The sequence below is a fragment of the Micromonospora mangrovicola genome (assembly GCF_047200535.1).
Classification (GTDB): Bacteria; Actinomycetota; Actinomycetes; order Mycobacteriales; family Micromonosporaceae; genus Micromonospora.
Genome location: NZ_JBJZOG010000024.1, coordinates 1 through 24,941 on the forward strand (window position 1 = coordinate 1; position 24,941 = coordinate 24,941).

Below are 24,941 nucleotides of genomic sequence, written 5' to 3' on the forward strand. Positions count from 1 at the left end.
GGGCGCGGCTCAGCCGGCGGCCATCCCGGCGCCGGCCTCGTCGATCGCGTCGTCGATCCGGTGGGCCAGGTCCACGTCCAGCGCCGTGACCCCGTCGACCTGCCGGGTCCGGACGGTCAGCAGGGCGCTGTCCGGGTCCGGGCGGCCGATCTGCGGGCCGCGTCCGGTGTCGATCCGGAGCTGGTCGAGCAGGTCGAGCACCCGGTCCAGGTTCCCGGTGGGCAGCTCGATGGTGCGCACCAGTGACTGCCGGTCGCTGGACCAGTACGGCAGCCGGGCGAGCGCGTCACGCAGCTCCTGCTCGGTCAACGGCGCGGTGGAGGACATCGGGCCCACCAGGCCGCCGCCGGGCTCCGGCGGCGCGAGCAGGTCCCGCAATCCGTCCGGCACGCGCAGCGACTCCACCAGGTCACCGTCGGCGTCGGCCAGCGCGGCGAGGGTCGCCTCGGCCTGGTACCGCGCCTGCTCAGGGGTGAGGCGACTGCGCCGGCCCACCTCGGCCAGGAAGCCGGGCAGGTCCCGGCGCCGCTCGATGCCGTCCACCGGCACCACGTCGTGCAGCTTCACCGGCACCGCCTCGAGCAGCCGCTCGCGTTCGGCCTCGTCGAGCGCCCAGGCCAGCGCCAGCACGGTCGCCTCCGCTGCCACCTTGGCGGCGGAGAAGTCGACCCCGGCCCGTCGGCTGACGTCGTCGACGAGATCGCGGTAGCCCAGCGTGGTCACCCGCCCGGGGCTCTCGTCCGGCCGCGGCCGCGGCCGCTCCGGGATGCCTGCCGGGGGCGGCGCGGGGCCGCCGCGCGTGGTGCCCGGCTTGTGCCGGCCGGCCGGCGGCGGGCCGGACCGTTCGCGCTGGTCCAGCGAGGTGACCTGCTTGGACGCGCTCAGGCTGGCGCCGGTGTCGCTCGGCCGCCGGCCGCGCTCGCGGGCCGCGCGGGCCAGGGCCCGGCGGCGCTGGTTGTCGCCCTCCATCTGCTTGCGCATCGTCGCACCTCGTTCCTCGTCGGTTGCGCCTTGCTCCGGTCGCCTTCCCGGCGCTCCTGGGAAGGAAACGGCGCCGTCGTCGGCCGGCGAGCTTCATTCGTTGCGGGTGAGGGGCGATCACCCGCCGGAGCACCACCATCGAGGTGGACCGGGAGACTTCCGGCGTACGCGGAAGGAAGGTCGTCATGAAGAGGATCGTCGAGATCGTTCCCGCCCGTCCCGGCTGGTACGCGCGGTGGCAGGTCGACCCCGAGACCACCCGCTGCTACCCGGTGACCCTGTGGGCGCTGGTGGAGGAGGGCGACGGCACCGGCCGCGAGGTGGTCGGCGTCGACTGTGTGGGGCAGTGGCCCGGAGCGGACGACAACGAGGCGGGTGGGCAGTTCGTCCGTTACCTCTTCCAGACGCCCGACTCCGGCGCGCCGGAGGACGCGGAACCACCAACGGTGGGGGAGCTGCGGGACTTCGGACCGCGGCTGCAACCGGTGCCCGCCGCCTGAGCCATCCTCCCCGGCCCCCGGCCCCTGGTCCCAGGGTCGGGGGCCACCCCCTGCCCGGACCCGGGAACGGGTCAGCCGACCTCGCGGCTGTCGCCGGTCGCGGCCTGCGGCGGCGCGGTCAGCAACTCGCCCAGTCCGGTTCGGTCGAGCAGCTGCCGGACCTGCGGGTTCATGCCGGTCAGCTCGATCGCGCCGGTGCCCGCACGGTGGATCACCACCAGCGCGCTCAGCCCGGAGGAGTCGCAGAGGCCCACTCCGCCGAAGTCGAGCAGCAGCTCCTGGTAGCCGTCGCGGCGCAGCTCGGCCGCCGCGACGATGAGGTCGGGCGCGGTGTCGAAATCCAGTTCGCCGGTCAGCCGAAGCCGGGCCCGCCCGGCGTCGAAGCGGTCCACCTCGATGGTCAACAGCTGCGAGGGCATGGGTACATGTTCCCAGCCGTGGCTGATCGGGAAACCCCGGGGTGGTCAGGCAGACGCGGAGCCGCTCGCGGCGGCGCCCGGCGCGGGTCGCTCGGCACGGCCGTTGAGGTGCGGGCGGGCCAGCAGACCGGTGACGCCGGTCATGTCCAGGATCGTGTCGAGAAAGCGCGGAGTGTCCCGCAGCTCGATCGCGGTGCCGCCCTGCTGCCCCTCCCGCCAGGCGTGCACGATCACCGACAGGCCGGTGCTGTCGATGAAGAGCAGGTCGGCGAAGTCCAGCACGAGCGTCCCGGGGCTCGCGGCGAGCAGCCGGTCCACTTCCGTACGCAGCGGCGCGGCCGTGGCGAAGGCCAGGTCACCGTCGACCCGGATGACCGGGGTCGCGGGGTTGGAGCGGTCCACGGAGATGCTCAGCGGATTCGCCTCGGGCTTTCTCCGTTGGAGTACCACCATCACGCCTTTCCGCAGGGCTGCCGGTCGGGCAGGGTCGTCCGGATCGTAACAACCCCCGAACCGGCCCGCTCGGTACCGCCGCCGGCAGGGGGCGCAGGCGGTGGAGTGGCGGTCCCGGTACACCGGCGTAGGGTGGTGTGGAGAGATTTGACCACACGCGCCGGTTTCCGGTGGGCCGAGGGTATCGACAAGGAGTGGGGCTTAGCTGGTGACTGCTGCCGACGTCAGGGATTCTGACCCGGGCGACGGACGGATCTCCACGCCGAGTGCCGCACGGGCTCCGGCGTGGGCCGCCGGCGCCCCGGCAGTGTCCGCCCTGCCGCCCCTGGCGCCCGACCGCGGCCTCGCCACTCCCGACTGGTCGGAGGTGGTCGAGCACTTCCGCGAGGGCTTGATCGTCTGCGCCGCGGACGGGGTGGTGCGGCACCTCAGCCCGGTGGCGGAGCGGCTGGTCCCCGAGGTGGTGCCCGGCGAGGTGCTGGCCGCCGCCGGCGTCCACGGCCTGCTCCGCGAGGGACCCGCCGAGTTCACCCATCACAACCGACGGTTACGGGTGCGACAGGTGCCGCTGTCGGCGGCCCGCCGCTGCTGGTACGTCGAGGACGTCACCGAGAGCGTCAGCCGGGCCGACGCGCTGCTCGCCGAGCGGGCCCGTTCCGCCTTCCTGGCCGTGGTCGGCGAGAAGCTCGGCAACCCGCTGCACCCCGACCGGGCCGCCGCCGCGGCGGTCAGGCTCGCCGTACCCACCCTGGCCGACGTCGCCGTGCTGGTGCTGGCCCCCCGCTCCGGACGGGCCCGTTGGTGGCGGGCCGCCCGCGCCGACGACGAGGCGCCCGCCGTGGACAGTGGCGTGCTCGCCGCCACGGCCCTGCCCACCGCGATCGACGAAGGGCTGGCCGGCGCCGAGCCGCACGCCCTCGACTGGCTGGTCGAGCAGGCCGTCGAGGCCGGCTGGCTGCCCGGCCTGGCGGCCGCCGGGGCGACCGCCCGGGTGGTGCCGCTGCCCGGCCGGGACGCCCCGGCTGGCGTGCTGCTGGTTGCCCGTCGCTCCTCCCGCTGGTACGACGAGGCGGACCTCGACCTGGTCCGGGCCTTCGCGGCGCGGGCCGGTGCGGCGCTGACCACCGCGGTGCTCTACCGCGATCAGGCGGAGGTCGCCGACACCCTCCAGGCCAGCCTGCTGCCGGTCGAGCCGGCGGCGGCCACCGGCCTGCAGTGGGGCACCGCGTACCGGCCGGCGCAGGCCGGGCTGCGCATCGGCGGCGACTTCTACGGGTCGCACCGGCTCGCCGACGGTGGCTCGGTGTTCTTCCTCGGCGACGTGTCCGGCAAGGGCGTGGAGGCGGCCGTCTTCACCGGCCAGCTGCGCCAGTGCCTGCAGGCGCTGCACCGGGTCGAGTCGCAGCCCGGGCGGCTGTTGAAGCTGCTCAACGACGCCCTGCTGGAGACCACCCAGGCGCACGGCCAGGGGCGCTTCGCCACCATGGTGCTCGGGGTGGCGCGCTCGCACGGCGACGGCAGCCTCACCCTGACCATGGCCGGTGGCGGCCACCTCCCGCCGCTGGTGCTGCGCGGATCCGGTGAGATCGAGGTCGTGCCGCTGCGCGGCATGCTGATCGGTGTCGTACCGGATCCCCGGATCGGCGAGATCACCGTGAGGTTGGAGCCCGGCGAGACCTGCCTGCTCTACAGCGACGGGGTGACCGAGGCCCGGGGCGGCCGGCGCGGCGACGAGCAGTTCGGCGCCGAGCGGCTGCTGAACGCGGTCGACGGCTGCCACCGGATGCCGGCCCCGGCGTTGGCCGAGCGGGTCGAGCAGGTGACCTGTGACTGGCTGGCGCACGGCGACCACGACGACATCGCCGTGCTCGCCCTGCGGGCGACCGGTGTCCGCCAGCGGTCGGTTCGTCATCTGCACGCGGTGCCGGGCCCGGCCCGAGCCGACCAGGAATCGATAGGAACCCGCGCGTGACCATGACAACCATGGCGGCCGATCCGGCCGCCGCCTACCCGGGCTACCTGGAGTGCCTGGAGGAGGCCGACGAGTACGCCGCCGTCGAGGTGGCCACCGGGCTGCTGGAGGCCGGCGTGCCGGCCGAGCGGGTGCTGCTCGACCTGGTCGCCCCGGCGCAGGCCGAGGTGGGGGAGCGGTGGGCGCGCAACGAGTGGAGCGTGGCGCAGGAGCACGCCGCGACCCACATCAGCGAGCGGGTGGTGGCGGCGATCGCGGCGTACGTCGATCCGCGCCCCACCCGGGGCCGGATCGTGGTGGCGTGCATGGACGGAGAGTGGCACGCGTTGCCGGCCCGCCTGGTGGCCGAGGTGCTGCGGCTGCGCGGCTGGCAGGTGACTTTCCTCGGGGCCAGCGTCCCCGCCGCCCACCTGGTGTCGTACCTGCACCGGTACGACGCGCACGCGGTCGCCCTGGCCTGCGCGCTGCCGCTGCGGCTGCCGTACGCGCACCGGATGATCGAGGCGTGCCGCCGCTCCGACGTGCCGGTGGTGGTCGGCGGGCGCGGCTTCGGCGCCGACGGCCGGTGGGCCGGGGTGCTCGGGGTGCCGTGGGCGCCGGACGCGCCGGACGCGGCGGACCTCCTCGCCGACGAGCGGGTGCTGCGGGCGGCCCCGCCGGCCCGGCTGGACCACCTCGCCGACGACGAGTACGCCAGCCTGGTCAAGCGGCGGGGTGAACTGATCGACAGGGCGCTGGCCGATCTGCGTGAGCGGGTGCCGTCGGTGCGCGACTACACCCCGGCGCAGCTCGACTCGACCATCAGCGACCTCGGCTACATCGTCGACTTCCTGGCCGCCGCGCTCTACGTCGACGACGAGACGCTGTTCACGGAGTTCGTCGACTGGCTGGTGGACATCCTGACCAGCCGCAACGTGCCGGCGAGCGCGGTCGGGCTCACCCTCGACCACTATGGACAGCAGCTCCGGGACTTCCCTCGGGCGGCGCGGTTCCTCGACCGGGCCGGGGCGCTGCTCGCTGGCGGGTCGGGCACGCCGAACCGCTGAGTGCTCCGGTCGGGCGGGGAGCGGGAGCCCGCGTATACTTGCTGCACTGCAAGCGTCCGCTTGCGGCGCAGAGCGAGAGGGGCCACGGTGACGTTCACCGTCACACACGCCCAGCGGGACGGGGGCATCGCCTGCCTCCGACTCGCCGGCGAGCTCGACATGAGCACCGCTCCGCAGCTCAATGACGCCATCGACCGGCTGGCGGCGGAGGGGTGCCGGCGGTTCCTGGTCGACCTCACCGACCTGACCTTCTGCGACTCGACCGGCATCGCGGCCTTCGTCCGTGGCGACAACGAGGTCTCCGCCGACGGCGGCTGGCTGCGGGTCACCGGAGCGACCGGCCGGGTGGCCCGGGTGCTCCAGGTCACCGGCCTCGCCGACGTCCTCCGGTATGACGCCGGCACGCCGGACCCCGCCTCGCCGTCCGCCCTCTGATCGGCTAGATTTCCCCGCCAGCGGCTGATCGCTCCGATCCCTCCCGCTCCTCCCGACCAGAAGCAGGTGTCCCATGGGCCCACGCGTGCCGAACCCCGTTCGCATCCTCGTGGTGGACGACGACCCGGGTGACGTCCTCATGATCGAGGAGGCTCTGGAGGACTCGGATGTCGAGAAGGTCATCGACGTGGTCAACGACGGCCAGGAGGCGATGGAGTTCCTCCGTCGGGAGGGCCGGCACACCGAGGCCAAGCGTCCCGACGTCATCCTGCTCGACCTGAACATGCCGCGGATGGACGGGCGTCAGGTGCTCGGCGAGGTCAAGCAGGACGAGGACCTGCGGACCATCCCGATCGTCGTGCTGACCACCTCCAACGCCGACACCGACATCGTCGGCAGCTACACGCTGCAGGCCAACGCGTACGTGACGAAGCCGATCGACCTGGACGACTTCAACGACGTGGTGCGCCGCATCGACGAGTTCTTCGGCCGGGTGGTGGTGCTTCCCAAGCACCCCTGAGCCGACCCGACCGGCCGCGGTCGCGGCGCGACGACCGGTGCGCCCGGCGGACGTCGGGGCGTCCGTGCGCGCGGATGCTGAACATTTTTTGGGAACCGCCGCGGTCGCGGCCGGCACCCCCCAGGATCGACAGGTGGGGAAGCAACACCAGCTGCCTGGGGGGCGACAGTATGAGGTTCTCCGTCGTTGAGACCGGTTACGACCAGCGGCAGGTGGATTCCTGCCTGGATGAGCTGGGCATCCGGTTGGTTCGGCTGGCGGCGCGTGCGGAGAGCGCCGCCGGTGCCGGCCGCGAGTTCGACCAGATCCGGCAGGAGGCGACCCACCTCTGCGACTTCCTGCGTCGCCGAACCGCGCCGGCCGAGGGTGACCTTGCCGCCGTACGGGCTGGCGCGACCGCCGTGGAGCGGGAGGCGGCCGAGTTGCTGGCTCAGGCCCGCAGCGAGTTGGAGGCCGCCCGGGAGGAGGCCCGCCAGGTGCGCGAGCAGGCGTACGCCGAGGCGGTTCGGGCCCGCCGTGACTTCGAGGCGGCGCTGCTGGCCCGCCGGCGGCGCGAGGCCCGGGTGGAGGAGATCCTCGCCGGGCGTGGCGACACGGTGCCGGTGGACACCCCGACGGCCGCCGCCGGCCTGCCGGCCAGCCGGGTCGGGGCGGGTGCGGGCGGCGACTCCGGAACGGAGAGCGCCGAGCGAAGCGCCGCCTGAGTCGCGGTTCAGACCAGCGCGGCGACCACCGTCGTCGCCCGGTCCTCGTGCTGCGCGTACGCGTCCGGGTAGGCGGAGACCTGCACGGCCTGGGCGGCCGCGGTGAGGCTCAGGCCCGCCCAGCCGGGCACCTCGTTCAGCGCCTTGAGGAACGCCCGGGCCGCGTACGCCGGATTCATGATCTGGGCGACGGTGCCCCAACCGCTGCTGGGCCGTTGCTGGAACAGTCCTAGCGAGTCGTGGTCGGAGCCGCTGCCCTGGTGGGGGTAGTTGTAGGACTCCGGCAGCACGTCGCTGGCCAGGTTGTAGAGGTTGCTCTCCTGCATGGCGGTGGCGACGGCCACGACGAGCGCCCGGCGCGGCATCTTCATGGCCCGTCCGACGTCGACGATCACCTTGGCGTTGTCCATCTGGCGCTGGTCCAGGCCGGCGACCGGGCGCGGGTGCTTCGGCCGGGCCGGCTTCTTCGCCGCCGTCTTCTTGGGGCTCGGGGTGGCGGCCGGGATCGGGGTGACCGGCACGGCGACGGGGGGCGCGGTGCGCTCGTAGTCCCGGGAGGCGCGGTCGGCGGCGGCTGCGGCGGCCCGGTCGGCCATCATCTCGCGGACGGGTTCGTGGTGCCCGCCGGTCCCCTCCGCGGCGACGACGCCGATGAGCCCGAGGCAGCAGGTCACGCCGGTGGCGACCACGATCCGGCCCGGGGTGGACGCGAGCACCCGGCGGCGGGGCGGCGAGGCGGCCCGGTGCCGGCCGATCCTCCTTTCGGCTGATGCGGGGTCGATCGTACGGCGAGCGGGGCGCTTCTCGGCCGGCTGCTGCTCGGGGGAGTCCTCGGGATGCACCCGCCGAGGCTAGAAAGCATCGCGACGCTTGCCATCGGGGTGGTTGGTGGCATGCGCCACAATTTGCCATGATCCGCCCCGGCATTACGCTCGGTGAATCATGAAAGTGGCGATCGTTCCCTTTCGCATTTGTCGGGAATAAGGGAAACAGCAGACTGAACCGGTCGGATGATCATCATTGCGGTGCTTCGGTCGGGCCTCCTCCGTTCGGCCCATGTGTACCCCCGCCACCTGGGGATGCGGGTGGGGGCCGGAGGTGCCGGGGCCGGAGGTGCGGGATCATGGCCGCCCGGGGCGGGCGGGCTCGATACGATGCGGACGGTGACGGGGCAGATGGTCGACGAACGGGCCGCCGGCGACCCGGCCGGCCGCCGGGACCGGCGGGGACTGCTGATCGCCACCCTCGCCCTCCTGCTCGCCGTGCTCCTCGTCGGTCACCGGGCGGTGCCCAACGTGCACGGCCTGGGCAGCCTGGTCGACAGCGCCACCCCGCTGCTCGGCCTCGGCGTACCCCCGCTGCTGCTCGCGGCGGCGCTGCGCCGCTCCCGGCGGGCCCTGCTCGCGGTGGCGCTGCCCACGGTGGTGTGGGTGGCGCTCTTCGGCGGCGCCTGGCTGCCGCCGGCGGCCGGCGCCGGCCCCGCCTCGGTCCGGGTGGCCAGCCAGAACCTCCGCTCCGGCAACCCGGACCCGGCCGCCACCGTCGGCGCGGTCGCAGAGGCGGGCGCGGACCTGATCGGGCTCCAGGAGGTCGACGACGGCGACCGGGTCGGAACGGCGCTGGACCGCCGTTACCCGCACCGGGCCGCGGCGTCGACGGTGGCGCTGTGGAGCCGGTGGCCGATCCGGGACTCGCACGGCGTGGACACCGGGCTCGGCTGGGACCGGGCGCTGCGGGCGGTGGTCGCGGCCCCCGGCGGTGACCTGGTGGTGTACGTGGTCCACCTGGGCTCCGCCCGGGCCGGGCACACCGCCACCCGCGACGAGACCCTGGCCGCCCTCGCGGCCACCGTGCGGGCCGACCCGGCATCCCGGCTGGTGGTGCTGGGTGACCTGAACACCGCCAGCACCGACCGGGTCTTCGTGCCGCTCACCCGGCTGCTGCACGACGCGCAGGCCGACGCCGGGCAGGGCTTCGGCTTCACCTGGCCGGCGGAACTCCCGGTGACCCGCCCGGACCACGTCCTCTACCGGGGGCTCACCCCGACCGCGGCGGGGGTCCTGCACACCCCGGACAGCGACCACCGGGCGGTGACGGCCGGCTTCCGCTGGTGAGCGCTCAGTGCCGTCCGTTCTCCGCCGGCGTGACGGTCAGCCGGTGCCGACTGTTGTCGTCGCTGGAGAAGGGCCAGAGCCGGTCGGCGTACGCGACCAGGTTGGCCAACTGCTCCCGGGTGAGCCCCGCGGAGGAGATCTCGGCGTGCACGTCGGCCCGGTACCGCCCGTCGTCGTCGCGCCCCAGCTTCGCCTCCGCGGTCACCTCCACGGTGTGCGCCTCGTCGGTGATCTCACCGGCCGCCTCCACCGCCGCGTGGTGCAGGCAGGAGGCGAAGGCGGCAGCCAGCAGCTGCTCGGGCGTCAGGCCGGTGCAGTGCGGCGCCAGGGGGGACGCCAGGGCGGTGGAAAACCCGCCGTCGTCGGTACGTACGTGACCGCCCGCGGCGGTCGCGCTGGCCGTCTCGGCCAGCCAGGAACTCGGATCCGGCATCGCGTTCCTCCCGTCACTCACCCGCCCGGCTACCCGGCCCCCGCCCGGCGAAACCGCAGCCCAGCAGGGCGGACGGGCTCAGCGGGCCGGCGGTGAGGTGCTCGCCCACCCGGTCGGATACGCGTCGACGGCCATCGCCTCCGTCGCCTCGGCCGCCGCCCGGTCGGTCCACGGTGACACCGGCGCGCTGCGCTGCCTCGGCATGGTGGCCAGCATCGGCACGTACACCCGCGCGTCCACCGCCTCGGCGAGCAGCAGCGCCGCCATCAGGCTGGTCGGCCGGCCGGCCGGGTCGTCGGCGAGGCAGCGCCGGCACAGGTCGGCGACCTCGGACGGCAACCCCTCGATCTCGGGCAGCGGCTCCGGCGGCTGGCGGCGTCGTGCGCCCAGCAGCTGGGTGGCGCTGCTGGCCGCGTACGGGAGCCGGCCGGTCAGGCAGTAGTAGAGCAGCACGCCGAGGGCGTACATGTCGGCGGCGGGGGTGGCCGGCCGGCGGTCCAGCTGCTCCGGCGCCAGGTACGCCGGGGTGCCCACCACCATGCCTTCCGGCGTGTGGTCGCGTGCCCCGGTCGGGGTGGCGATACCGAAGTCGAGAACCTTCACCCCGGCCGGGGTGAGGATCACGTTCGCCGGCTTCACGTCGCGGTGCACGATGTCGTGCGCGTGCGCGGCGGCCAGCGCGGCACTCACCTCGGCACAGACCCGGACCGCGATCCGCCAGTCCAGCGCGCCGTCGCGCAGGTGCGCGGCGAGCGTCTCCCCCTCGGCCAGCTCCATCACGATGTACGGCACCTCGCGGCCGTCCGGCGCGACGGAGGTGCCGAAGTCGTGCACGCTGGCCACGTTCGGGTGCACCAGCCGGGCCGCGGAACGGGCCTCGGCCCGGATCCGCTCCACCGACGTGTCCTCTCCGTCCTGCCCGGGGGAGATCAGCTTCACCGCGACGGTCCGGTCCAGCACGAGGTCGTGGGCTCGCCAGACCTCCGACATGCCGCCGATGCCGACGCGCTGTCCGAGCTCGTACCGCCCGCCCAGCGTCCTCATCGACCACTCCTCGTCCTCGTTCGTCCCCCGGTGCTCCGGGACGCGGTACCCGGCCTGCGAGCAGGGCAAACCGCCCGGGGTTTCGCGGCCGGGAGGTCATGGTGCGGGGTAGCTTGTGGTGACGTCCCGTGCCGGTCGTGGAACGGAGAGTGCGCGGTGGCTCTGGTGCGCGTACGGTTCGTCGGCGGTCCCGCCCATGACCTGGTCCGGGACCTGCCGGCCGAGGCGGGCGGGGAGCCGCCGGACCGGTGGATCATGCGCCATCCCGAGGGGGTGGTGGGTCCGGCTGGCGGCGTGTCCGACCATCTCTATGAACGCGGCCACCGCGACGGCTACGGCACCTGGACCATGCGCTACGTCCGCACCGAGCCGTTCGGTGCCACCGAGTGAAGCGGCTCAGCCGGCCCGGGTGGTGTCGAGGATGACCGAGACGATCAGATCCGGATCGTCGTGCATCGGCACGTGCCCGCAGCCGGTGAGGTCGAGGTGCCGGGCCGTCGGCAGCCGGGTCCGGGCCAGCGCGGCCTGCCGGTGGGGCAGGATCCGGTCCCGGGTGCCCCAGGCGACCGTCACCGGCACGGTGGGCGCGCCGGCGAACGCGTAGCCGCGGCCGGCGCGGGCCACCGCGCGGAACGCGCGGGCCTCCCGCAGCGCCCGGGCGTCGGCCAGCGCCGCGTCCAGGGCCATCCGGGCCGGCCGGGCCAGGATCATGCCCAGGGCGAGGGCACGCAGCGCTGGTGAGCCGAACAGCGACCGCAGCACCGGCTCGGGCAGCCGGGCGGCGGAGCGGTGCAGCGCCAGCACGGTCAGCGCCCAGCGCAGCTCCCGGGGCGTGCAGAACCCGGCGGGGGACAGGGCGGTGGCCGAGGCGACCGCCCCGGCGGCGGCCAACTCCAGGGCGATCGCGCCGCCGAGGCTGTTGCCGGCCACGTGGGGGCGGTCGAGTCCGAGCGCGCCGAAGAACTCGACCATGGCGGCGACCAGGCCGGGCATGTCCCGGGGCAGGCCGGTGGCCGGCACCGGGGAGCGGCCGAACCCGGGCAGGTCCACCGCGATCACGTCGTGTGCCTCGGCGAGCCGGTCCAGTACCGGCAGCCAGGCACCCCGGTGGTGGCCGATGCCGTGCAGCAGCACCAGCGGCGATCCGGACCCGCGTCGCTCGAACACCACCTCGACCGGCACGCTCACCGTCGCACCTCCGGCGGGGTGCTCACGCCGAACCCGCGGCCCAGCGCCCGGGACTGCTCCTCGACCAGCGGCACCATGGCCCGTGCGGTACGCCCGATCAGCCGGTCGGCGACCGGGCTGACCAGCAGTGACCGCACCGCCTGTACGGCGCCGACGGCGCGCGGCACGTACACCTTCCGCCGGCGGCGCTCGATCGCCCGGACGAACGCGGCGGCGCACTCCTGCACGGAGGTGGTGCGTCGCATCGGCCAGGGCAGCCTGGCCAGGGCGGCCTCGAACGCCGGCAGGTCGGCCCGCGCCTCCCGGACCAGGTCGGTGTCCACCCAGGAGGGATGGGCCGTCCCGACCGCCACCCCGCGGTGCGCCAGCTCCATCCGGATCGCGGTGCCGAAGTGCTCCACGCCGGCCTTCGACGCGCAGTAGGCGGCCATCCCGGGCAGCGCCGCGAACGCGGCGGCGGACGAGACGATCAGCAGGTAGCCCCGGCGGGCGGTGAGCGCCGGCACGGTCGCCGCCGCGGTGCGTATCACCCCGACCAGGTTCACCTCGACCGTGCGGACCAGCGCCTCGACGTCACCGACGGCGATCGTGCCCCGGTTGGCCACTCCGGCGTTCGCCACCACCGCGTCGATGCCGCCCAGCGCCGCGACGGTGCCCTCGACCGCCGCGCCCAGGGCGGCCTGGTCGGTGACGTCGGCGGAGAACCAGACGTGGCCGGGACCCAACTCGGCGGCGAGTGCGGCCAGCCGGTCGGCCTCCAGGCCCACCAGGGCCAGCTTCGCGCCCCGCGCGGCGGCCAGCCGGGCGGTGTGCTCGCCGATGCCGCGGGCCGCCCCGGTCACCAGCACCACCTTGCCCGCCAGTCGGCCGGGCGGACGACCGTCGATGGACATGCCGGCAAGTTACCACCGGGTAGCCGGCTGGGGAAGGGCCGTCGGGCGTGTCCGGTGCCAGGCCCGCACGCCCTGCCCGGCCAGCCATTCCGGGCCGTCCACGCCGCGTGCCAGGGTCGCCACCGCCAGCATCGCGGCCCGCGCCGCGTCCGGCGCGGCGACGGTCACCGCCGCCCACGGCGAGGCGGGGGCCCCGCCGGTACGCGGGTCGCGTACCCCGCCGCCGTCCGGGCGCAGCGCGTCGGCGGTGACCAGCGCGCCCTCGGTCAGCGTCGGCGGGCCCTGCGGCACCCGCCAGCCGCCGGCCGGAGCCGGACCGGCCACCGCCAGCCGGGATCCGACGGCCACCAGCACCCCGGTGCGGTGCCGGGCCGCGACCTGTTCGGCGCCGCGCTGCGCCAGGTACGCCGTGGCCGTCCCGCCCAGGTCCAGCCAGTGCGGTGGCGGCACCGCCAGCAGATCGCCGCGCAACGACACCGCCCGCCAGTCCGCCCCCCGGTCCACCCGACCCCAGCGGGAGCCGCAGCTCGGCACCGGGCCCGCCGCCCGGCGCAGCCGCGCCGCGCCGACCGTCGGGTCCACCGCGCCGTCGCTCGCCTCGGCCGCCCCGAGCGCCACCGACACCAGCTCACGCAGCAGCGGGCCGGCCGGAACCGGCCGGCCGGCGGCCCGGTGCGCCCGGGCCAGCTCCAGGTCGACGGCGCGCAGCCCGGCCAACCGGCGGGCCACCGCGCGCCGGGCCGCGGGCAGCGCGGTACGGTCGGTCACCGCCACCCGTACCGGCCGGTCCCGCCACCACCAGCGGACCTCGAAGGTCCCGTCCACGCCCATGCGGGCAGCCTGCCCGGCTCGGCTTGGGGCGACGTGGGCGGTAGCTGTGGCCCGGCTGTGCGTCGCGGGGCCCGCCCCGGACATTCCATGCACAACGCCCGGAGCCGCGCGGGTGATCGACTCCGAATGCCGCGATCCGCGCCGTTCCGTACGCCCGGATGGCCCCACTCGCCGCAACCGGAGCGGATCCCCCACCCGGACGGTCCCGGCCGGCGGCGCGCGGGCTGCCGGGAACCGCCTGCGACGGCCCGCACAGCTGGTACACAGGATCGGGACAGGCCCGGCACAGCGGTGCCGCCCACGATGGGGGACATGGTCATGGAGGGACGGGCCGCACAGGGCCGGATCGAACTGCGCCGGCCGGACGGTGAGCCGGTGCGGGTGCTGGTGGTGGACGACGAGTCGACGCTCACCGACCTGCTCTCGATGGCGCTGCGCTACGAGGGCTGGCAGGTCGCCACCGCCGGCAACGGGATGAGCGCGATCAGCACCGCCCGGCAGTTCAAGCCGGACGCGGTGGTGCTTGACGTGATGCTGCCCGACCTCGACGGTTTCCAGGTGCTGCGCCGGCTGCGCGAGGAGACCCCCACCGTGCCGGTGCTATTCCTGACCGCCCGGGACGCGGTGGAGGAGCGGATCGCCGGGCTCACCGTCGGCGGCGACGACTACGTCACCAAGCCGTTCAGCCTGGAGGAGGTGATCGCCCGGCTGCGCGCCCTGCTGCGCCGCTCCGGGTTCGCGGTCGCCGCCCGCGAGGAAGCCGTGCTCACCGTGGGCGACCTCACCCTCGACGAGGACAGCCACGAGGTGCGCCGGGGCGGTGACCTGATCACCCTCACCGCCACCGAGTTCGAGCTGCTGCGCTACCTGATGCGCAACCCGCGTCGGGTGCTTAGCAAGGCGCAGATCCTCGACCGGGTCTGGAACTACGACTTCGGCGGCCAGGCCAACGTGGTCGAGCTGTACATCTCGTACCTGCGCAAGAAGATCGACGCGGGCCGCGAGCCGATGATCCACACGCTGCGCGGGGCGGGCTATGTCCTCAAGCCGGCGGAGTGACCTGGCCGGGCGGCTGCGTCGCCGGCTCGCCGGCTGGTCGCTGCGCCGCCGGCTGGTGCTCTCCGTGGTGGGCCTGCTCGCCCTGGTCAGCATCGGCATCGGCGGCCTGACCACGGTCGCCCTGCGACACTTCCTGGTCAGTCAGGTCGACAGTCAGCTCACCATGAACGACCGGCGCACCGGCGACCTGCCGCCCTGGCTACGCCCGGGGGATCCGCGCCGGCCGGAGGGCTGCGACCAGACACCGGAGCCGCCGCGTGGCTTCCCGCCCGGCTCGATCTCGATGCGGACCGCCTGCGGGGTCACCACAGCGGCCATCCGAACTGAATCCAGCGGCGCCGACACCGTCCCGGCCGACGATCTCACCGAACTGTCCAGGTTGCCGCTCGACGGGCAGCCCCATACCGTCGAGGTGGGCGATCGGGGTGACTATCGCGCAGTGGCCCATCGGACGCCCGACGGCGACGTACTCGCTGTCGCCATCCCGCTCTCCCAGGTGGAGCAGACAGTGATGTGGATGGTCGTGGCGCAGGCCGGCGTGATCGGCGCGGGTCTGATCATCACCGGCGGCCTCGGCGCGGTGATCGTCCGGGCCACGCTGCGTCCGCTGAACCGGGTCGCCGCGACCGCCGCGCGGGTCACCGAGCTGCCGCTGGACCGGGGCGAGGTGGCGCTGTCGGTCCGGGTGCCGGCGGCCGACACCGACCCGCGTACCGAGGTGGGGCAGGTGGGCGGCGCGCTCAACCGGATGCTCGGCCACGTCGCGGCCGCGCTCGCCGCCCGGCAGGCCAGCGAGACCCGGGTACGCCAGTTCGTCGCCGACGCCAGCCACGAGCTGCGTACCCCGCTCGCCGCGATCCGTGGCTACGCCGAGGTGGCCCGGCGCGGCCGGGACGAGGTGCCGCCGGACGTGGCGCACGCGCTGCGCCGGGTGGAGTCGGAGAGCACCCGGATGACCAGCCTCGTCGACGACCTGCTGCTGCTCGCCCGCCTCGACTCCGGCCGGCCCCTCGCCGCCGAGCCGGTCGACCTCACCGCGCTGGTGGTGAACGCGGTCAGCGACGCCCACGTGGCCGGCGCCGAGCACCGCTGGCAGCTCGACCTGCCCGACGAGCCGGTCACCGTCACGGGCGACGCCCACCGGCTGCACCAGGTGGTGGCCAACCTGCTCGGCAACGCGCGGGTGCACACCCCGCCCGGCACGACCGTCACCACCCGGCTCGCCCCGGTCGGCGAAGGGGTGGAACTCAGCGTCGCCGACGACGGCCCCGGCATCCCCGCCGAACTGCAGCCGGAGGTCTTCGAGCGGTTCGCCCGCGGCGACAGCTCGCGCTCCCGGGCGCACGGCAGCACCGGCCTCGGCCTGGCCATCGTGGCCGCCGTGGTGGAGGCGCACCACGGCCGGGTCGAGGTGGTGAGCCGCCCCGGGCGGACCGTGTTCACGGTACGGCTGCCGGGATCCACAGCCGACGCATAGGCCGTTCACGGGGGCGGGCCAGCGGCCTGCCCGAGGCTTGCCGGCATGGACAGAACACAGAGCCTGCTGACCGCGCCCACGACCGGTTCGACCACCACCGACCCGGCCACCGTGCCCGCCCCGGATTCGGTTCCGAAGGAGGCGGTCCACCCGCCCGCCGAGCCGCCCCGCCGTGAGCCGCGCTGGGCGAGACCGGCCCTTGCCGGCCTGCTGCTGGCCACGGCGCTGCTCTACCTGTGGGGCCTGGGCGCCTCGGGCTGGGGCAACGCGTTCTACTCGGCGGCGGTGCAGGCCGGGTCGGAGAGCTGGAAGGCGTTCTTCTACGGCTCCTCCGACGCGGCCAACTCGATCACCGTGGACAAGACGCCCGCCTCGCTCTGGCTGATGGCGCTCTCCGTCCGGGTGTTCGGGCTGAGCAGCTGGTCGATCCTGGTTCCGCAGGCGCTGCTCGGGGTCGCCTCGGTCGGCGTCCTGTACGCCGCCGTCCGCCGCTGGTACGGCCCGGCCGCCGGGCTGATCGCCGGCGCGGTGCTCGCGACCACGCCGGTGGCCACCCTGATGTTCCGGTTCAACAACCCCGATGCCCTGCTGGTCCTCCTGCTGGTCACGGCCGCCTACGCGACGGTGCGCGCGGTGGAGACGGCCAGTACTCGGTGGATCGTGCTGACCGGCGCGCTGATCGGCCTCGGCTTCCTCACCAAGATGCTCCAGGCGTTCCTGGTGATCCCGGTCTTCGCCGGGGTCTACCTGCTGGCCGCGCCGACCGGCTTCTGGCGGCGGATCCGCCAGCTGCTGCTGTCCGGGCTGGCCGTGCTGGTGGCCGCCGGCTGGTGGGTGGCGATCGTGGAGCTGGTCCCGGCGGGCGCCCGCCCGTACATCGGCGGCTCGCAGCACAACAGCATCCTGGAGTTGACCCTCGGCTACAACGGCCTGGGCCGGATCACCGGCGACGAGGTGGGCAGCGTCGGCGGTGCCGGCCGGCCGGGTGGCGGGGGCGGCGGCCCGTTCTCCGGCCAGAGCGGCCTGCTGCGGATGTTCGACACCGAGGTCGGCGGGCAGATCTCCTGGCTGCTGCCCGCCGCGCTGATCCTGCTGGTCGCCGGGCTGGTGCTGGCCGGCCGCGCGGCGCGGACCGACCGGACCCGGGCCGGGCTGCTGCTCTGGGGCGGCTGGCTGCTGGTCACCGGGTTGATCTTCAGCTTCATGTCCGGCATCTTCCACGCTTACTACACGGTGGCCCTGGCCCCGGCGATCGGCGCGCTGGTGGGCATCGGGGTGACCCTGCTGTGGCGCGCCCGCTCGGCGCCGCCGGCAACCCTGCCCGCGGCCGGCTACGCCCCGGCCACCGGGTCCGGCCCGGTCCTGCCGGCCACCGGGTCCGGCCCGGTCCCGCCGGTCACCGGGTCCGGCCCAGTCCCGCCGGCTACCGGATCCGACCCGGTCGCCGCCGCCCCGCCGTCCGCCGGTCCGGTCCCGCCACCCGCCGGCCTGGTCAGCTCGGGTCCGGTCGGCGCGGTGCCCGCCACCGACGTGGCCGCGAGCGGGGGCCCGACGAGGGCCGGCGCGGCCGTCGACCGCACGGCTCACGCCGTGCCGGCCGGTGCTCCCGTCCGCCCCGGACGCACGCGAGCCCTCGCCGCCACCGGCACCCTCGCCCTGACCCTGGCGGTCACCGCCTGGTGGTCCTGGCACCTGCTCGGCCGCAGCGCCGACTGGTACCCGTGGCTGCGGACCGCTGTGCTGGTGGTCGGCCTGGCCGCCGCGGTGCTGCTGGTGCTCGCCGACCGGCTGGCCCGGCGGGTCGTCCCGATGGTGCTGGCGCTCGGCGCGGCGGCCGCGCTCGCCGGCCCGGTCGCGTACGCGCTGGAGACCGCCGCGACGCCGCACACCGGCTCGATCCCCAGCGCCGGGCCGTTCGTCCAGGGCGCCTTCGGCCCCGGCGGGCGCGGCGCCTTCGGCCCCGGCGGCAACGGCGGGTTCCCCGGTGTTCCCGGCGGTCAGAACGGCGGCGCCGGCCAGAACGGTGCGCGGAACGGCCAGTTCCCGGGATTCCCGGGCGGCGGCGCGAACGGCCGGTTCCCGGGCGGCGCGGGCCGGTCGGCGCGGGGCGGCGGCATGGGCGGCCTGCTCGACGCCCGCGAGCCGAGCGCGGAGCTGAAGGCGCTGCTGGAGGCGGACGCCGATGACTACACCTGGGTCGGCGCGTCCATCGGCTCGAACAACGCCTCCGGCTACCAGCTGGCCACCCGCCGGCCGGTGATGCCGATCGGCGGCTTCAACGGCAGCGACCCGTCCCCGACCCTCGCCCAGTTCCAGCAGTACGTCGCCGCCGGGAAGATCCACTACTTCATCGGCGGCGGCGGGTTCCGGGCCAACGGCGGCAGCAACGCGTCGCAGGAGATCGCCGCCTGGGTCGCCGAGCACTTCACCGCGAAGACCGTCGACGGCGTCACCGTGTACGACCTGAGCAGTGGAAAGCAGGGCTGAGCATGACCAGGACGAGCGAGCCCCGGGCGGCGGTGCGGGCCCGGCCGACGGCGCCCACGGCGGTGCTGGACGTGGTGGTCCCGGTGTACAACGAGGAGGCCGATCTCGGGCCATGCGTGCGACGGCTGCACGCCCACCTCGCCGAGCACTTCCCGTACCCGTTCCGAATCACCGTGGCGGACAACGCCAGCGTCGACGGCACCCTCGCCGTCGCCGAGGCGCTCGCCGCGGAGTTGCCCGAGGTGGGGGTGCTGCACCTGGACGCCAAGGGGCGGGGCCGGGCGCTGCGGGCGGCCTGGTCCGCCTCCCCGGCGCCGGTGCTGGCGTACATGGACGTGGACCTCTCCACCGACCTGGCGGCGCTGCTGCCGCTGGTGGCGCCGCTCATCTCCGGCCACTCCGACCTGGCCATCGGTACCCGGCTGGCGCGGACCAGCCGGGTGGTCCGGGGCGCCAAGCGGGAGGTGATCTCGCGGGGCTACAACCTGCTGCTGCGGGGCGCCCTCGCGGTGCGGTTCTCCGACGCCCAGTGCGGGTTCAAGGCGATCCGCGCCGACGTGGCGGCCGGGCTGCTGCCGCTGGTCCAGGACACCGGCTGGTTCTTCGACACCGAGCTGCTGGTCCTCGCCCAGCGGGCGGGGCTGCGCATCCACGAGGTGCCGGTGGACTGGGTGGACGACCCGGACAGCCGGGTGGACATCGTGGCCACGGCCCTGGCCGACCTGCGCGGCATCGGACGGTTGGGCCGGGCGTTGCTGACCGGGGCGCTACCCCTGACGGAGTTGCGCCAGCAGCTCGGCCGGGCGCCGCTGAATCCGCCGCCGGCGCAGGTGCCCGCGGGCCTGCCCCGGCAGCTCGTCCGGTTCGCCGGGGTCGGAGCGGCCAGCACGCTGGCGTACCTGGTGCTGTTCGTGGTGGCCCGAGGGCCGCTCGGGGCGCAGGCCGCGAACCTGTTGGCGTTGCTGGTCACGGCGGTGGCGAACACCGCCGCCAACCGCCGGCTCACCTTCGGCGTCACCGGCCGCCGTGACGCCGGCCGGCACCATCTCCAGGGGCTGCTCGCCTTCGTGCTCGGCCTGGCCCTGACCAGCGGGTCGCTGGCGGTGCTGCACGCCGCAGCGGGTACCCCGCCCCGGGCCGTGGAGCTGACCGCGCTGGTCGCCGCGAACCTTGCCGCCACGGTGCTGCGCTTCGTCCTGCTCCGCCTGGCCATGCACCACCGGCGTCCCTGACCACCCGGCGCCTCGGCTCCTGGACGGTCTCGGTTCCGGCGAGCGGAAACCGTCCAGGGCCGCGGCGCGGACGCCGTGGCAGGGTGGGGGGATGTACCGGGAGAGGGCGGCCGGCGGGATCGCGGGCGCCGTGCTGTGGGAGAGCGTCTCCCGTGGTGGGGCGCCCAGCCGGGTGCTGCCGGACGGTTGCCTGGACCTGCTCTGGTCCAGCCGGGCCGGCCTGCTGGTGGCCGGGCCGGACCGCACCGCGCAGGTGGCGGTCAGCGTGCCCGGGGAGCGCTGGGTGGGGCTGCGCCTGCCGCCCGGCGTCGGGCCGGCGGTGTTCGGAGTGCCCGCCGCCGAACTGCGGGACCGGCGGGTGGCCCTGGCCGAGCTGTGGGGCCGGGCGGCCCGTCGGCCGGCGGATCGGATCAACGACGGGCAGCCGGCCGCCGCGGTGCTGGAGGCGGTCGCCGTGGCCCGGCTGCGGGCCGCCGGCGGACCGGACCCGCTCGGCGCCCGGATCGCCGCCCGGCTGGCCGCGGGCGTGCCGGTCGCCACCGCCGCCGCCGAGGTCGGCCTCGGCGCGCGGGCCCTGTACCGGCGCAGCCAGCTCCTCTTCGGGTACGGCCCGAAGACCCTCGCCCGCATCCTGCGGATGCGCCGCGCCCTCGACCTGGCCCGCGACGGCACCCCGCTGGCCGCGGCCGCCGCGCTGGCCGGGTACGCCGACCAGGCCCACCTCACCCGGGATGTGAAGGAACTGGCCGGCGTCCCCCGACCCGGCTGCTGCGCGCCGACCCCGGCTGACCGCCGCCCGCCCGGGTGGAGCCCGGGCGCGGGCACCGCTCGGCGGCGGTCGGTCAGTCGCCGGTGAGCGGGGCGAACAGGTCGACGCCGTTGCCGTCCGGATCGTGCACCACCGCGTACCGCTGGCCCCAGAAGGCGTCCCAGGGTGGCAGGTGGCCGTGGTGGCCGGCGCCGGTCAGCTCCGCGTACCAGCGGTCCACCTCGGCGGGGTCGGCGCAGCGGAAGGCCAGGTTCATCCGGGGACCGCCGGCGGGTGGTGTCCAGTCCGGGTCGAAGCTGCGCACCGTCTCGACGGTGTCCCAGGCCAGCCGGACGCCGTTGGCGAGGGTGATCTCCACGTGCGGCTCGCGCTCCGCGCCGGGTGGGACGGGCAGCCCCAGGTGGCGGTAGAAGTCGAGCGTGCGGCCCATGTCGGTGACCGCCATGCCGATCAGGTCGAAGTGCGGTGTCATGTGGCCACGGTAGGGGCGGCCGGGGCGCGTGGTCTTGAACGGAACGGACGGGGCGGAGTGGGCGGTGTGGGCTTCACCGCCGGTCCCGGAGGCGTACGGTGGAGGACAAGTCCGGCCAAGAGGGCAAAAGCCCCCATTTGGTCCTGGGCGCCGACAGGGCGAGGGAAGGAAGCAGCCGTGACGCACCTGGCCTACCTGGATGCCGGATCCGGCAGTCTGATCGTGCAGGCGGTGGTCGGTGGGGTGGCCGGAGCAGCGGTCGCCGCCAAGCTCTACTGGCGACGCCTGGTCGCCCGCTTCCGCCGCCAGCCCACCGACCAGGGCTGACCGCGTGACCGTCCCCCGTACCGGCGTCCGCGGCGAACCCGGCTCCTTCCGCGACCCCGGCAACCTGGTCTTCCACCGGCACGGCGAGGTGCTCCGTGGCCTGGACGAACGGTCCGCCCGCGACTGGCGCGCCCTCGCGGTCAGCGACTTCTTCCGCGACCTGCTCGCCACCGGCAGGGTGTGCGGGACCGAGGAGGTGGTCCCCGCCCCGGTCGACCTGCCCTGGGCGGCGGTGCTCCGCCACGAGCGCATCCCGTTCGTCTCCCACCCGTACGAGTGGTCGTACGGGATGCTGCGCGACGCCGCCCTGCTGCACCTGGAGATCCTCGCGGCGGCCCTCGCGGCCGGCTTCACCACCAAGGACGGCTCGGCCTACAACCTCCAGTGGCGCGGCACCGCACCGGTCTTCATCGACGTCGGCTCGTTCGAGCCGGTCCGCGACGGGGAGCCCTGGGCCGGGTACCGGCAGTTCTGCCAGACGCTGCTCTATCCGCTGCTGCTCCAGGCCCACCTCGGGCTGGACTTCCAACCCTGGCTGCGGGCCCGGATCGACGGCATCGAGCCGGACCAGATGCGCCGCCTGTTCGGCGGTGCCCGCCGCCTGCGGGCCGGGGTGCTCACCCACGTGCACCTGCACGGGGCGATGCAGGCCCGCAACGCCGACGCGAGCACCACCGACGTACGCGCCCAGTTGCGGGCCGCCGGGTACTCCCGCGAGCTGGCCCAGGCCAGCGTCCGTGGCCTGACCCGGCTGGTCCGCCGGCTTGATTACCGGCCGGGGGACAGCCACTGGGCGGACTACCAGCGCACCTGCGCGTACTCGATGCCGGACCGGCAGGCCAAGGAGTCGTTCGTCGACCGGGCGGTGGCCGACACCGGGCCCGGCCTCGTGCTCGACCTGGGCGCCAACGACGGCCGGTACGCCCGGATCGCCGCCCGGCACGTCGACCACGTGGTCGCGGTCGAGCAGGACCCGGCGGTGGTCGACGCCCTCTACCGGGCGCTGCGGGACGAGGGGGAGCGGCGGATCCTGCCGCTGGTGATGGACCTCGCCGACCCGTCGCCGGGTGGGGGCTGGCGGGGCGTCGAGCGGGCCTCCTTCGCCGATCGGGCCCGCGCCGACGTCGTTCTCGCCCTGGCGGTGGTGCACCATCTGGCGATCGGCCGCAACATTCCGCTCGCCCAGGTGCTCGACCAGCTCGTCGGGCTCGGGACGGCCGGCGGCACGCTGGTGGTGGAGTTCGTCCACCCGGAGGACCCGATGGCCCGTCGCCTGCTGGCCAACAAGCCGGACGGGCTCTTCCCGGACTACCGGCGGGAGGCGTTCGAGGCGCTGCTCGCCGCGCGGGGCCGGGTCGTCCACCGGGTCGAGCTGCCCTCCGGCACCCGCACGCTCTACCAGGTGGTGGTGGGTGGCTGAGGGAATCCTCGCGCCGCCCGGGGCCCACCCCGACGCCGCCGCGCGGCGGCCCGGGCGGGGGCGCGGGTGGCGGCGCGAGGCGGGCCGGCTGCTGGAGGTGGTGGCGCTGGTCGGGCTCGTGGTCACCCAGCCGCTGCTGGACGTGCTCGGCCGCAGCCCCGACTTCTTCCTGTTCCACCGGGCCACCCGGGCCGACGTGCTGCTGCTGGTGGCCCTGGTCGCGATCGTGCCGACGGTGCCGTTCGCGCTGCTCGGGCTGCTCGGCCTGGCCGCTGGGCGGGTCGTCCGGGCCGGGCTGCACACCTTCGTGGTGGGGCTGCTGCTGGCCGCGCTCGCGGTCCAGGCCGGCCGGCACGGCACGCCGCTGCGGGGCGTACCGCTGCTGCTGGCCGCGGGGGTGGTCGGGGTGGCCGGGGCGGCCGCGCACCGGCGGTGGCGGGCCCTCGGCCGGGTGCTGCGGGTGGCCGCCGTCGGGCCGGTGCTCTTCGTCGGCCTGTTCCTGTTCGCCTCGCCGGCCTCGGCGGTGGTGCTGCCGCGTGACCACGGCGGGGCCGCCGGGGTGGCCGGCGCGGGCGCCCACCCGCCGGTGGTCATGATCGTCCTGGACGAGCTGCCGCTGGTCTCGTTGCTCGGCCCGGACGGGCGGATCGACGCCAGCCGGTACCCGCACTTCGCCGAGCTGGCGGCCGGCTCGACCTGGTACCGCGACGCCACCGGGGTCAGCGGCTGGACGCCGTACGCGTTGCCAGCCATGCTGACCGGCCGGTATCCCGCGCAGGGGGTGGCCCCGCACTACTCGCAGTACCCGGACAACCTGTTCACCGCCCTCGGCGGCCTGTACCAGATCAAGGCGGAGGAGAGCATCACCCGGCTCTGCCCGCCCAGCCGCTGCGAACAACCGGCCAGCCCCGAACAGGGGCTCGGCGTGCTGGTCCGGGAGAGCGGCAAGCTGCTGCGCCAGGTCAGCGCGCCGGTGGACAGCCAGGTCGACCCGGAGAACTCCTACCGGGAGCTGACCCGGGCCGAGGCGGGGCTGGACGCCGCCGAGCCGGTCCCGGACGATCCGAAGTTCCGCTGGGACACCCTGGACGACAACCAGCCGGCCCGGTTCACCAGCTTCCTCGCCGGGCTACGCCCGTCCTCCCGGCCCACGCTGCACTTCCTGCACCTGCTGATGCCCCATTCGCCGTGGGCGTACCTGCCGTCGGGGGCGCACTACATCGCGCCGGAGGATCTGCCCAACGACGGCGCCGGCTGGGTGGACCTGGCCCGGCAGCGGCACCTCGCCCAGCTCGGCTACACCGACCGGCTGATCGGCGAGACGCTGCGCACGCTGCGCGCCACCGGGCTGTACGACCAGGCGCTGGTCCTGGTCACGGCCGACCACGGGGTGAGCTTCCTGAAGGACTGGCAGGGCCGGGGGATGGACGCGATCAACCATGCCGCCGACCAGGTCGCCTGGGTGCCGATGTTCGTCAAGGAGCCGGGGCAGCGCACCGGTCGGGTCGACGACCGGAACTGGGAGCACGTGGACCTGCTCCCCACCATCCTCGACGAGACGCACGTGCGGGTCCCCTGGCGGATGGACGGCCGCTCGGCGCAGCAGTCCCCCCGGGGGCGGGCCGACAAGCGTTTCTACGACCGGCCCGGGCAGCCGGTGACGATCACCGGCGGGGTGCCGTCCGCGCCCGCCGCCCCGGCGCCCGACCCGCTGGTCGGTGCCAGGGTCGGTGAGCGTCCCGTCGGCGGCACGGCCACCGTGGCGAACCTCGACGCGTTCCGCGCCGTCGACCCGGCGCACGGCGAGCTGCCCGCCCTGGTCTGGGGCACCGTGCCCGCGTCGGTGCCGGACGGGACGAAGCTCGCGGTGGCGGTCAACGGCACCGTCGGCGCGGTCGTTTCGGTCGTCCCGCCGGACCAGGGTGGCCGGCGGTTCGCCGCCCTCCTTGCCGACGACCGGCTCTTCGCGGCCGGGGCGAACCGCCTGGACATCTACCGGGTGGACGTCGACGGGAGCCTGCACCAAGTGACCCTGTCCTGACCGCCCGTCCCACCTGCCGATGGTTGTTTCAACCAGCCCGGCCACCGGCTGGCACGGTCGCGCTCCCACCGGGTTTCCGAGCCGGCAAGTCGGGAATCGGGTGATGCACACCTCACCCCCGAAC

26 protein-coding genes are annotated in these 24,941 nt (G+C 75.1%); 16 read left to right on the top strand and 10 right to left on the bottom strand.

What is annotated here, in order from left to right; all coding sequences use genetic code 11:
* Positions 1-9: 9 nt before the first annotated feature.
* Positions 10-981, bottom strand: a complete 972-nt coding sequence (locus ACL02O_RS12420) for a DUF2267 domain-containing protein (protein WP_412818178.1) — start codon at positions 979-981, stop codon at positions 10-12.
* 185 nt (positions 982-1,166) lie between these two features.
* Between ACL02O_RS12420 and ACL02O_RS12425 the strand changes: the two genes are divergently transcribed.
* Positions 1,167-1,481 carry a hypothetical protein gene (locus ACL02O_RS12425; RefSeq protein WP_412818179.1) on the top strand — a complete coding sequence of 105 codons (315 nt, stop codon included), beginning with the start codon at positions 1,167-1,169 and terminating at the stop codon, positions 1,479-1,481.
* A gap of 71 nt (positions 1,482-1,552) precedes the next feature.
* On the opposite strand, the gene ACL02O_RS12430 is transcribed toward ACL02O_RS12425, so the two are convergent.
* Both ACL02O_RS12430 and ACL02O_RS12435 read right to left on the bottom strand, forming a co-directional pair.
* Positions 1,553-1,900 carry an STAS domain-containing protein gene (locus ACL02O_RS12430; protein WP_412818180.1) on the bottom strand — a complete coding sequence of 116 codons (348 nt, stop codon included), beginning with the start codon at positions 1,898-1,900 and terminating at the stop codon, positions 1,553-1,555.
* 45 nt (positions 1,901-1,945) lie between these two features.
* Positions 1,946-2,353 (bottom strand): STAS domain-containing protein, encoded by a 408-nt coding sequence (locus ACL02O_RS12435; RefSeq protein ID WP_412818181.1) that lies wholly within the window; start codon positions 2,351-2,353, stop codon positions 1,946-1,948.
* A gap of 208 nt (positions 2,354-2,561) precedes the next feature.
* On the opposite strand from ACL02O_RS12435, the gene ACL02O_RS12440 reads away from it, so the two are divergent.
* From ACL02O_RS12440 to ACL02O_RS12460, 5 genes are all read left to right on the top strand, one after another.
* A complete protein-coding gene (locus ACL02O_RS12440) occupies positions 2,562-4,325 on the top strand; it encodes a PP2C family protein-serine/threonine phosphatase (protein ID WP_412818182.1) in 1,764 nt (587 codons plus the stop codon).
* Positions 4,326-4,327: 2 nt separating this feature from the next.
* Positions 4,328-5,371 carry a cobalamin B12-binding domain-containing protein gene (locus ACL02O_RS12445; protein WP_412818240.1) on the top strand — a complete coding sequence of 348 codons (1,044 nt, stop codon included), beginning with the start codon at positions 4,328-4,330 and terminating at the stop codon, positions 5,369-5,371.
* A gap of 87 nt (positions 5,372-5,458) precedes the next feature.
* Entirely contained in the window at positions 5,459-5,806 is a 348-nt protein-coding gene (locus ACL02O_RS12450; protein ID WP_412818183.1) for an STAS domain-containing protein, read from the top strand.
* Positions 5,807-5,879: 73 nt separating this feature from the next.
* Positions 5,880-6,326, top strand: coding sequence for a response regulator (locus tag ACL02O_RS12455; RefSeq protein WP_412818184.1), 447 nt, complete (start codon positions 5,880-5,882; stop codon positions 6,324-6,326).
* Positions 6,327-6,496: 170 nt separating this feature from the next.
* Positions 6,497-7,030, top strand: a complete 534-nt coding sequence (locus ACL02O_RS12460) for an ATP synthase subunit B family protein (RefSeq protein ID WP_412818185.1) — start codon at positions 6,497-6,499, stop codon at positions 7,028-7,030.
* Positions 7,031-7,038: 8 nt separating this feature from the next.
* Here ACL02O_RS12460 and ACL02O_RS12465 read toward each other — a convergent pair whose 3' ends face one another.
* Positions 7,039-7,872: a hypothetical protein gene (locus tag ACL02O_RS12465; protein ID WP_412818186.1), complete on the bottom strand. Its 834-nt coding sequence runs from the start codon at positions 7,870-7,872 to the stop codon at positions 7,039-7,041.
* A gap of 321 nt (positions 7,873-8,193) precedes the next feature.
* Here ACL02O_RS12465 and ACL02O_RS12470 point away from each other — a divergent pair, with 321 nt between their 5' ends.
* Positions 8,194-9,144, top strand: coding sequence for an endonuclease/exonuclease/phosphatase family protein (locus ACL02O_RS12470; protein WP_412818187.1), 951 nt, complete (start codon positions 8,194-8,196; stop codon positions 9,142-9,144).
* Positions 9,145-9,148: 4 nt separating this feature from the next.
* Here the strand turns inward: ACL02O_RS12470 and ACL02O_RS12475 are convergent, their stop codons facing one another.
* Both ACL02O_RS12475 and ACL02O_RS12480 read right to left on the bottom strand, forming a co-directional pair.
* Positions 9,149-9,577, bottom strand: coding sequence for an OsmC family protein (locus tag ACL02O_RS12475; RefSeq protein ID WP_412818188.1), 429 nt, complete (start codon positions 9,575-9,577; stop codon positions 9,149-9,151).
* Positions 9,578-9,655: 78 nt separating this feature from the next.
* A complete protein-coding gene (locus tag ACL02O_RS12480) occupies positions 9,656-10,621 on the bottom strand; it encodes a serine/threonine-protein kinase (protein WP_412818189.1) in 966 nt (321 codons plus the stop codon).
* Positions 10,622-10,777: 156 nt separating this feature from the next.
* Between ACL02O_RS12480 and ACL02O_RS12485 the strand changes: the two genes are divergently transcribed.
* Positions 10,778-11,011 carry a hypothetical protein gene (locus ACL02O_RS12485; RefSeq protein WP_412818190.1) on the top strand — a complete coding sequence of 78 codons (234 nt, stop codon included), beginning with the start codon at positions 10,778-10,780 and terminating at the stop codon, positions 11,009-11,011.
* 6 nt (positions 11,012-11,017) lie between these two features.
* On the opposite strand, the gene ACL02O_RS12490 is transcribed toward ACL02O_RS12485, so the two are convergent.
* From ACL02O_RS12490 to ACL02O_RS12500, 3 genes are read right to left on the bottom strand one after another with little or no spacing between them, the layout of a single operon-like run.
* Positions 11,018-11,809 (bottom strand): alpha/beta fold hydrolase, encoded by a 792-nt coding sequence (locus tag ACL02O_RS12490; protein WP_412818191.1) that lies wholly within the window; start codon positions 11,807-11,809, stop codon positions 11,018-11,020.
* Positions 11,806-12,702: an SDR family oxidoreductase gene (locus ACL02O_RS12495; RefSeq protein ID WP_412818192.1), complete on the bottom strand. Its 897-nt coding sequence runs from the start codon at positions 12,700-12,702 to the stop codon at positions 11,806-11,808. Before ACL02O_RS12495 ends, ACL02O_RS12490 begins: the two co-directional genes overlap by 4 nt.
* A 9-nt stretch (positions 12,703-12,711) precedes the next feature.
* A complete protein-coding gene (locus ACL02O_RS12500) occupies positions 12,712-13,533 on the bottom strand; it encodes an FAD:protein FMN transferase (RefSeq protein WP_412818193.1) in 822 nt (273 codons plus the stop codon).
* Between the two features lie 318 nt (positions 13,534-13,851).
* Between ACL02O_RS12500 and ACL02O_RS12505 the strand changes: the two genes are divergently transcribed.
* From ACL02O_RS12505 to ACL02O_RS12525, 5 genes are all read left to right on the top strand, one after another.
* Entirely contained in the window at positions 13,852-14,592 is a 741-nt protein-coding gene (locus ACL02O_RS12505) for a response regulator transcription factor (RefSeq protein WP_412818241.1), read from the top strand.
* Positions 14,570-16,069: a sensor histidine kinase gene (locus ACL02O_RS12510; protein ID WP_412818194.1), complete on the top strand. Its 1,500-nt coding sequence runs from the start codon at positions 14,570-14,572 to the stop codon at positions 16,067-16,069. The genes ACL02O_RS12505 and ACL02O_RS12510 overlap by 23 nt, the downstream gene beginning before the upstream one ends.
* A 45-nt stretch (positions 16,070-16,114) precedes the next feature.
* On the top strand, positions 16,115-18,556 hold the full coding sequence (locus tag ACL02O_RS12515; RefSeq protein ID WP_412818195.1) for a glycosyltransferase family 39 protein: 2,442 nt from the start codon (positions 16,115-16,117) through the stop codon (positions 18,554-18,556).
* 2 nt (positions 18,557-18,558) lie between these two features.
* Positions 18,559-19,788 carry a bifunctional glycosyltransferase family 2/GtrA family protein gene (locus ACL02O_RS12520; RefSeq protein WP_412818196.1) on the top strand — a complete coding sequence of 410 codons (1,230 nt, stop codon included), beginning with the start codon at positions 18,559-18,561 and terminating at the stop codon, positions 19,786-19,788.
* A gap of 91 nt (positions 19,789-19,879) precedes the next feature.
* Positions 19,880-20,644, top strand: coding sequence for a helix-turn-helix domain-containing protein (locus ACL02O_RS12525; RefSeq protein WP_412818197.1), 765 nt, complete (start codon positions 19,880-19,882; stop codon positions 20,642-20,644).
* On the opposite strand, the gene ACL02O_RS12530 is transcribed toward ACL02O_RS12525, so the two are convergent.
* The gene (locus ACL02O_RS12530; RefSeq protein WP_412818198.1) at positions 20,631-21,029 is read right to left on the bottom strand and encodes a VOC family protein; all 399 of its coding nucleotides are present in this window, start codon (positions 21,027-21,029) and stop codon (positions 20,631-20,633) included. The genes ACL02O_RS12525 and ACL02O_RS12530 overlap by 14 nt on opposite strands.
* 177 nt (positions 21,030-21,206) lie before the next feature.
* Here ACL02O_RS12530 and ACL02O_RS12535 point away from each other — a divergent pair, with 177 nt between their 5' ends.
* From ACL02O_RS12535 to ACL02O_RS12545, 3 genes are read left to right on the top strand one after another with little or no spacing between them, the layout of a single operon-like run.
* On the top strand, positions 21,207-21,356 hold the full coding sequence (locus tag ACL02O_RS12535; RefSeq protein ID WP_167604403.1) for a hypothetical protein: 150 nt from the start codon (positions 21,207-21,209) through the stop codon (positions 21,354-21,356).
* A 4-nt stretch (positions 21,357-21,360) separates the two neighbouring features.
* Entirely contained in the window at positions 21,361-22,776 is a 1,416-nt protein-coding gene (locus tag ACL02O_RS12540) for a class I SAM-dependent methyltransferase (RefSeq protein WP_412818199.1), read from the top strand.
* Complete coding sequence (locus ACL02O_RS12545; RefSeq protein ID WP_412818200.1) at positions 22,769-24,817, top strand: sulfatase-like hydrolase/transferase; 2,049 nt, start codon at positions 22,769-22,771, stop codon at positions 24,815-24,817. The genes ACL02O_RS12540 and ACL02O_RS12545 overlap by 8 nt, the downstream gene beginning before the upstream one ends.
* Positions 24,818-24,941 lie beyond the last annotated feature (124 nt).